The 2,142-nt window shown below is 68.2% G+C and carries 3 protein-coding genes; all 3 read left to right on the top strand.

Translation table 11 applies throughout. The features are described from left to right. Window positions 1–278: 278 nt before the first annotated feature. Window positions 279–434, top strand: coding sequence for a hypothetical protein (locus IE277_RS46540; RefSeq protein ID WP_189960174.1), 156 nt, complete (start codon window positions 279–281; stop codon window positions 432–434). 198 nt (window positions 435–632) lie between these two features. Beyond that, window positions 633–821, top strand: a complete 189-nt coding sequence (locus tag IE277_RS46535; RefSeq protein ID WP_189960173.1) for a hypothetical protein — start codon at window positions 633–635, stop codon at window positions 819–821. Window positions 822–1,017: 196 nt separating this feature from the next. After that, window positions 1,018–2,127, top strand: coding sequence for a hypothetical protein (locus tag IE277_RS46530; protein ID WP_189960171.1), 1,110 nt, complete (start codon window positions 1,018–1,020; stop codon window positions 2,125–2,127). The last annotated feature ends 15 nt before the right edge of the window (window positions 2,128–2,142 follow it).

The raw sequence follows: 2,142 nt of genomic DNA, 5'->3' as shown, positions 1-2,142 counted from the left end.
GCACGACCCATTCAACGGCTACTGCGGCTGACCGCACGTGCACCTCGGCCCTGCTGGCGCGCTGCCAGCAGGGCCGTCGCGTCCCACGCAAGGCCGTACAACGCCTCTATAGCGTGTCCGACGAGTCAAGCAGCACCTCACCTCACTGTCGGTTTTCGGCGGTCCCTACGTTCACCCGCCCTGGGTCACCTGCCCGGGCTGGTGGGCGTGCAACGAGCGTCTTCGCGGGCCCAAACTGTGCAGAAGTTGATCTCCCAGGCGATGAAGGAGGAATTGCCATGTGTGACGAGTTCGATGACCCAGAAGATCAGCCGGAGTCCGAGGAAGAGGAAGAGGCGGGGGGCGAGGGCTGGTCAGAAGGCGTTGGCGGGATCGCCACCGGCATCTCGGACGACGGTCACGAGGACGGGCAAGACTCGTCTTCAGCAGGCTGACCCATCAAACAGGCCCAGCCACTTGAGGGCTTCGGGCTCACTCGGCATGGTCTGGTGGGTCAGACCACCGCCCACCAGACAGGGCCTAAGCAGCAAGGGAGCGTTCTGGGCGCTGTAACGGAGCGTGATGCTTCAGGATGCAGGGGTTACAGCTGGATGCGAGCCTGGGCTCACCCCCCACTCAAGGAGTGCATCCCCATGGGCATGAACGACGACATGGAGAAGAAGGCCCAGCAGGCCAGGGAAAAGGCCCAACAGGCCAAGCAGCAGGCGCAGCAGAGGGGCCAGCAGAGGGGCCAGCAGACCCAGGACAAGCTGCAGCAGCAGCGCCAACAACAGGGAGCGAAGGAATCCCTGGACGACATCCAGGACGACCTCGGCGATTGACGTCCGGGGCGCCGCAGCGATAGCCGGTGTCCCCCTGGGCCGGCCCATCGCGCCAAGCCTCCATCACCGAACTTGTGGTGAGGGAGGCTTGGACGTGCTGATGCCCTTCTGACCGACGTCGCCCCACCAAACATGCCCTGGGGCCGATGACGCCTGCGGCGCCTGGAGATTCGTCGCACCGGCCACCCCGACCGCCGTGGATTTCGACCACACCTTCCCCGCTCTCATCGCCCGCACGCTCTCCGAACTGACCGGCGACGAACGGCATGTCCTGCGCAGCGCCGGTCTGCTGGACGCTTTCGACCCGGACCTGGCCACCCAGGCGGCCGGCCTCACCCACCAGTCGGCGGCCCGTCGGCTCATCGAACGGTCGATGATCAGCGAGGACCCCTACGCGATCTGGCCGTACCACTTGCACGGCGCCATCCGCGCCGCACTGCGCACCGCCGACGACCACACCGAGGACCAGTGGACTCCCGCCGACCGGCACCAGGCCGCCGAACGCGCCTTGGCCGCCCTCGGCCGGCAGTGGCAGAACGCCAGGGCCGACACTCCTGTACCCAGCCGGGCCCTGCTCGTCGCATGCCTGCGCCAGGGCCTACGCTTGGCCGCCGACCACCACCTCGACGACCTGAACTGGCTTGCCGACGCCGCCTACGCCTACGCCTACACCGAAGACTCCGTGTGGGAGCCCGTCGCCCCGCCCGCCGCGCTGCACGCGCCCGATGCCAACCAGCAGGAACCGGATACTTCCGCCGACGCCCTGGCTGAACTCCTCGACGCCATCGCCCGACGCCAGCACCAGCACCGCGAGCGCACCGCCGGGCGCCTCATCAAATGCTGGCCACGGGCCTGCTGCTCGGCCCGCTCACTGGCCTTGCCGTCTACTACCGCGCCAAGGCCCACAAGGACCTCGGACTCACCGACGACGCCGTGCACGGCATGCGCCAGGTCGCCGACGCCGGCGGCCGGCTCGGCTCCCCTCGCCCGCGGCGGCCTGGCCAACCTCGCCCGTATCCGCGGTGACTTCCCGACCGCCCTCGCCGCCATCCTCACCCTGGGCTGGAAGGGTCGGCATCACAGCATCCTGGGCCACATCAGATGGCCCCACGGTGACATCGACCGTGTCGTCGCCGCCTTCGAAGCCGCATGGACCGAAGCCGAACAGCACGGCGCCGCGGGCCAGCGAGCCGTCGCCCAGACCCTCCTCGCTCTGGTCACTGCCTTCGCCGACCCGGACCGCGCCGACGAGGAACTCGCCCTAGTGTCCCGTGATCCGGTTCGTGTCAGTTCGCATTGTTGTTGACGAGTTTCTTCACGT

This window comes from Streptomyces alanosinicus, assembly GCF_014650595.1.
GTDB classification, from domain to species: domain Bacteria; phylum Actinomycetota; class Actinomycetes; order Streptomycetales; family Streptomycetaceae; genus Streptomyces; species Streptomyces alanosinicus.
Note: the sequence above shows the minus strand (reverse complement) of the source record. Positions and strands in the feature narration are given on the sequence as shown.